Origin of the sequence: Anabaena sp. WFMT (genome assembly GCF_051781005.1) — a bacterium.
Classification (GTDB): Bacteria; Cyanobacteriota; Cyanobacteriia; order Cyanobacteriales; family Nostocaceae; genus Anabaena.
In genome coordinates, this window is record NZ_JBPWOA010000023.1 from 242,734 (window position 1) to 248,842 (window position 6,109).

7 protein-coding genes are annotated in these 6,109 nt (G+C 41.4%); 6 read left to right on the top strand and 1 reads right to left on the bottom strand.

Features of this window, described 5'->3' with window-relative positions; translation table 11 throughout:
• Nucleotides 1–245 precede the first annotated feature (245 nt).
• The 6 genes from ACSQ6I_RS15670 (at nt 246) to ACSQ6I_RS15695 (ending at nt 5,082) form a co-directional block, all read left to right on the top strand.
• The gene (locus ACSQ6I_RS15670) at nt 246–677 is read left to right on the top strand and encodes a hypothetical protein (protein WP_438891223.1); all 432 of its coding nucleotides are present in this window, start codon (nt 246–248) and stop codon (nt 675–677) included.
• A 138-nt stretch (nt 678–815) separates the two neighbouring features.
• Entirely contained in the window at nt 816–1,973 is a 1,158-nt protein-coding gene (carA, locus tag ACSQ6I_RS15675) for a glutamine-hydrolyzing carbamoyl-phosphate synthase small subunit (RefSeq protein ID WP_438891224.1), read from the top strand.
• 203 nt (nt 1,974–2,176) lie between these two features.
• On the top strand, nt 2,177–2,545 hold the full coding sequence (locus tag ACSQ6I_RS15680; protein ID WP_438891242.1) for an STAS domain-containing protein: 369 nt from the start codon (nt 2,177–2,179) through the stop codon (nt 2,543–2,545).
• 455 nt (nt 2,546–3,000) lie between these two features.
• A complete protein-coding gene (locus ACSQ6I_RS15685) occupies nt 3,001–3,483 on the top strand; it encodes a Mini-ribonuclease 3 (RefSeq protein WP_438891225.1) in 483 nt (160 codons plus the stop codon).
• A 96-nt stretch (nt 3,484–3,579) separates the two neighbouring features.
• Nucleotides 3,580–4,692, top strand: a complete 1,113-nt coding sequence (rlmB, locus tag ACSQ6I_RS15690) for a 23S rRNA (guanosine(2251)-2'-O)-methyltransferase RlmB (protein WP_438891226.1) — start codon at nt 3,580–3,582, stop codon at nt 4,690–4,692.
• Between the two features lie 87 nt (nt 4,693–4,779).
• Entirely contained in the window at nt 4,780–5,082 is a 303-nt protein-coding gene (locus tag ACSQ6I_RS15695) for a DUF1816 domain-containing protein (protein WP_438891227.1), read from the top strand.
• 130 nt (nt 5,083–5,212) lie between these two features.
• On the opposite strand, the gene ACSQ6I_RS15700 is transcribed toward ACSQ6I_RS15695, so the two are convergent.
• Nucleotides 5,213–6,028 carry an alpha/beta fold hydrolase gene (locus ACSQ6I_RS15700; protein ID WP_438891243.1) on the bottom strand — a complete coding sequence of 272 codons (816 nt, stop codon included), beginning with the start codon at nt 6,026–6,028 and terminating at the stop codon, nt 5,213–5,215.
• Between the last annotated feature and the right edge of the window lie 81 nt (nt 6,029–6,109).

The window sequence follows — 6,109 nt, forward strand, 5'->3', positions numbered from 1 at the left end:
GATCATAATTTAACTAATTTTTACAAAATAATCCGGGAAAATTGAAAGTCCATTAGTGATCTTGAGATGGAACAGTATAAATGCTTATTAATTGAGTACATTTTTATTAAAATGGAGAAGAGATGATGATTATCTGTTATATAGCGAGAAATAAGGTTGAAAGTATTGAGATCAGATAAACTCTTTCGTTGTATCGCCTAAATTTGTAGAATAGTATCTGCACCCGCTACTGGGAATACCAATCTATGCCAGTCTTAAAAAGAATTCCTTGGTTTTCCCTAGCACTAGTACTACTGAGTTATAGTACTTTAGGCTGGGTGATATCTGAAACAAAAGCTCCTTGGTTCGTGTGGCTAATTGTGATCGTTACTATCTTGTTGTTGCTAATTAGCTTGACAACTCCTTGGTCAAAACTGGCAGAGTATTACAGCGTATTTTTTAGATCCAATGTCAGAACTTTTGGTATTACCGTTTTAGCAGCTTTCCTGTTTTTTATGATGCTGGCTTGGTTTCGAGTGTTTCTTGATACCTTACTCATGCTTTCAGCAACTATTTTAGTCAAAATAGACTTTCAGGCAGCTGGATTCAAACAAGGACTATCTTTCTGGTTCACGTCCATTTTTTCACTAGTAGGTTTAGCAGCAGGCGCTCTCCTGTACCAAATTAAATTAATTTAATAATTGCTGCTGTCAGAGTCTAATCATCGGAACTCATGGGATAATAAGCAGTCGGAGATGGGCAGGTTAATAACCCTTATAATTACCCATTACTAAATCTCCAATTACGAATTACAAATTACAAATTACGAATTATTTATGTCTTTATCTGATGCAATACCAGCTTTACTTGTCTTAGCAGATGGCACCACATATCGCGGTTGGTCTTTTGGTGCGATGGGAACCGCAATTGGCGAAGTGGTGTTTAACACTGGCATGACTGGATATCAAGAAGTGTTGACTGACCCTAGTTATAGCGGTCAAATTGTCATTTTTACCTATCCTGAATTAGGGAATACTGGCGTTAATCCTGAAGATGAGGAATCAGCCAAACCTCACGTCCGTGGTGCGATCGCTCGCAACATCTGTCACAAACCCAGTAACTGGCGCTCTACAAAATCCTTACCAGACTACCTCAAACAACACCAAGTCCCAGGCATCTTTGGCATTGATACCCGCGCCCTCACCCGCAAAATTCGGATGTTTGGGGCGATGAATGGTGGTATTTCTACATCTATCCTCGATGAAGCAGAACTATTAGAACTAGTGCAAACTGCTCCTAACATGGCAGGATTAAATCTGGTGCAGGAAGTCACTACCCCAGCAGTTTATGAATGGTCTGAGGCCACCACCGCCGCTTGGGAATTCAACCCAGAAAATGTAGCAAAAATTAGCGAAACCTTCACCGTTGTTGCTCTTGACTTTGGTGTCAAACGTAATATCCTCCGCCGTTTGGCTAGTTATGGTTGTCGGGTGATAGTTGTTCCAGCCAATACACAACCAGAAGAAATTCTTAAATACAATCCAGATGGAATTTTTCTCTCCAATGGCCCCGGTGATCCAGCCGCAGTCACAGAGGGTATTACCACCGCCAAAGCACTGCTAGAAAGCCAAAAACCCATGTTTGGTATTTGCATGGGACACCAAATTTTAGGTCACGCTTTGGGAGCAGAAACCTTTAAACTTAAATTTGGGCATCGTGGTTTGAATCAGCCAGCAGGCTTACAACAAAGGGTAGAAATTACTAGCCAAAACCACAGTTTTGCTATTGATCCGGATTCATTACCATCAGCAGTGGTAGAGGTTAGTCATCTGAACTTAAACGATCGCACTGTTGCAGGGGTACGTCACAAATCTCTACCTGTATTTTCTGTACAGTACCACCCAGAGGCTAGTCCTGGCCCCCACGATGCAGATTACTTGTTTGAGCAATTTGTGTTAGAAATGCAAACAGCACGACAAGCTGCGATCGCTTAAATGAAGTAAAAATAGAAAAATGGCAAGATGGGTAATTCAATTTTGGATTTTAGATTTTAGATTTTAGATTGAATTAAGTAAATACAATCCAAAATCCAAAATTCACAATCTAAAATTTTCTTTCCCAATCCCCAATCTGGACAACTTGCTCAAAAACCATCTATACTTGAGCGTTTACTTTCAGTTAAAAGGACGAGGAGGGAATTATTGCTGAACCACTAAATCTAACCGTAAGCCTGAGAGGCACTCGTGAAGTCCGGGATAACTGTCAGCTATTCCGCCTCACAGGTTTGTTAGACGCTTTTTCTGAGCCGACATTTCGCAAGGTATTAGGCAGTAAGATTGACGAAGGCCCAAAGCACATAATTCTAGATCTCTCACAAATTGACTTTGTGGATAGTTCTGGTTTGGGTGCGCTGGTCCAATTAGCCAAACAAGCAAACGCCGCTGGCACTTTGCAAATTGTCACTAATGCCCGTGTAACTCAAACGGTCAAGCTTGTTCGCTTGGAGAAATTTCTCTCCCTGCAAACAAATGTCGAAGCGGCTTTAGAAAATATCAAGCCATCTTGATTGCTTGACCAGAGAAAATCAATTTGGCTATCCAAATGCACAATATTGGATAGCTTAATTTTTACAAATTCTGCAAAAAACCTCTCTCCTTGTGGGAGAGGCTTTCAAGAAACAGTACCGAGTACCAAGTATCGAGTATCGAGTACAAAAGGGGGATTGAAGTCAGGAATAATTATTTCCCCTACACTTGGCTCGAAATAAATCTTCTTTCTGTTTGCATACCAGCCAGCGTCTCGAAGAGTTATTGATTAAATAATCGAAAATTTTAGCCTCAATTAAATTACAAAAATTAAATAGGCTTTACAGGACTCAAGACTCAGGACTTTGCCATAGCTTCAGTAATTTTTGTTAGTGTTGAATATTCTCAGTATGCTATGATGGCATACTGCACAAAAAATAAACGTTCGCGAAGACAATCTCCCCCAATGTTTAGTAGGTCAAGGAATTATTAACTTGTGAAGCCCCAGGAGGAAGAAGCTAAAAATGAAGGAGATGAAACTGCTCTGCAAGATTCATCTGAAATCCCCGCATTGTTGGTAAACACGACGCAATTACCCCAAACAATCATATCCCAGGCACAAGTGCGACAACTTTCTCCTTCTGCCTTAGCTTACTTGGGGGATTCAATTTACGAACTTTATGTTAGAATGTTCTTTCTGTTGCCACAGCAACGGCCAGAAATTTACCATCGTTTGGTAGTGGCGCAGGTCAGAGCGGAAACACAAGCGCTACATTTGCGATCGCTGACTCCCGAATTAAGGAGTAACGAATTAGAAATTGTCCGCCGAGGTCGCAATGCTGCCACAAGCCGCCCCAAGCGACTTAATCCTGAAATTTATCAACAGGCAACTAGTCTAGAAACTTTAGTTGGCTATTTATATCTCACTGATTACTCCCGTTTAATGGAACTTTTACAAAAACTCCATCTAGAGAAATAGTGAATAGCTCAATCTCCTGATAGGAAAATCAATCGTAAAGGTTCATTAAATTGAGTTAATTAGGATGTCCACTTATCTGCTACAACCAATACTCCCATGACTAATCAACCAAGAAAAATCAATACTACTAGCGAACCAAAACGTATGCAACCCATTAAAATCAAGGGCAAACGAGTTATAGCTAATCCTACTCGTCATCAAGGCAAAGCAGAAGGAAAATCCTTCTCAGGTAGACAACGCCCATCTCATCAATCTGCCCTACCAGCCCCAACAATCAAATCAACAGAAGATAGCGACCCAATTCCTAATCCTACTCGTCATCAAGGTAAAGCAGAAGGAAAATCCTTCTCAGGTAGACAACGCCCATCTCACCGAATTTCTCTACCAGCCCCAACAATCAAATCAATAGAAGATAGCAATTCAACAGAAGATAATGACCTAATTTATGGTCGTCATCCAGTTTTAAGCGCGTTAGAAAGTCATCGCAATCTTAACCGTCTCTGGATTACAACCCGTCTCCGTTACGATCATCGCTTTCATCATTTGATCCTCCAAGCTAAGGAAAATGGCACAGTCATTGATGAAGTTGAACCCAAACGTTTAGACCAAATCACCGACGGTGCTAATCACCAAGGCATAGCAGCACAAATTGCTCCTTATGCCTATACGGAAATAGAAGATTTAATTACAGAAGCAAAATCCGTCACCGATGCTGTAATTGTCGTGGCTGACGGTATCACTGATCCTCACAACTTAGGGGCAATTATTCGCACAGCCGAAGCAATAGGCGCTCAAGGATTAGTTATTCCTCAAAGACGGGCTTCGGGGATCACTTCAACTGTGGTAAAAGTAGCAGCAGGTGCTTTAGAAAACTTTTCTGTAGCTAGAGTCGTTAACCTCAGCCGTGCTTTAGAACAACTCAAAGAAGCTGGTTTTTGGATTTACGGAACTGCGGCCACCGGTAGCGAACCTCTGCATACAGTTAATTTCAGCGGCCCTATCGTTTTGGTAATTGGTGGAGAAGGTGAAGGTCTGAGTATGTTGACACAACGTTCTTGTGATGTTTTAGTGTCAATTCCCTTACAGGGTAAGACTCCCAGCCTGAATGCATCAGTAGCTGCGGGTATGGCGCTTTACGAAATTTATCGTCAACGTTCCTTAAATACCCTCTATCTTGATAAATTACGCACAGTTTCTTTGAAAAAATAGCCTAAAAGTGTATAAAGAAATGTAAAAAAGAATAAATCTAACATATTGTTTAACACCCTGTAACCCGTTTATAAATTGGTGAAAACCATGAAAACTATTTGGCATAACCTCAAGGAACAGCTGATTAGTATATCTAACAGTTTTGGATTTGCTTGGTGGGTAGAGATAGTCACCCAGAATCCCCGTTGTACTTACTACTTTGGGCCTTTTTTGAGTTCGGTGGATGCCACATTCGCCAGCAAGGGCTATGTAGAAGATTTAGAAATTGAAGGAGCGCAGGGTATTGTAGTCAATGTTAAGCGTTGTAAACCTGATGATCTAACAATTGCTGAAGACTTGGGGGAAAGGATTGACCGTAAAGTAAAGCCTGCCTTTAGCGGTCAAGTATAATCTCAATCAATAGGCCGTCATCGTTCTGGGGGTGGAATCCTGAGAACGATGGCAAATACAGCAGAATTCAGCAGTCAGAAGGCAGAAGGCAGAAGTAATTAATTACGAATTACAAATTACGAATTACGAATTATTGTGGGTGTGCTTCTAGCCAATGGTCAATATCAGACAGCAACTGTTGGGGAATTTCCCAGGGGAAAAGATGTGCTGTATTTGGGTAACATTGCCACTGAGAGTTTTTTAGATGACGTGCAGTTTCTAAGCTGGAATCAGCAGTAATATGGCGGTCTTGGGAACCAGCGAGTACCAAACTAGGGCATTCTATTTTTTGTAGTTCTGGAAGTCGATTGTACCCGGCTCGAATGGCGCTGTAGAGGGCGCGAGTTGCATAGGGAGAAGTTTGTAAATAAGCTGGTACGGCTGAGTTGGCGATGTAACCGTAAGCAGTAGGTGTATGTTGTTGGATTAAGTGACGAAAGAGCGATCGCTTGCCAAATGTTTCAATATTCCAATCCCAACTCGGTTTTAGATAATTTAATAGTGCCGCAACGCCAGTATAAAGATTATCTTGCCAAGAAATAGGCGGATGATCTCCCCAAGGTTTAGCTGAGGTTGCGACCAAAATCAGCCCAGTCACTCGTTCTGGTAAACGCAGTGCCAATTCCATCGCTAAAATACCACCCAGTGACCATCCCAATACCAGACATTTTTCAATCTGAAAACGGTCTAGGAGAGCTTCTAAGTCATCTAAATGGTCTTGCATATTGAAATTGCTATTGCAGCGACTTTTGCCGTATCCTCGCAAATCAGGAGCAAAGGTTTGAAAGCGGTTTGATAAGTGATTTGTAAAGACAGCAAGATTACGGCCAGTACCAGGATGACCATGTAAACCCAGAATAGGAAATCCTTGACCTTGAATGTAGACGTGAAGAGGTACAGCATTCATAATTCGTAATTCGTAATTCGTAATTGGTAGGGTTATTAACCTCCCCATCTTCCTAATCTCCTGTCCCCTATCTATTTTTCT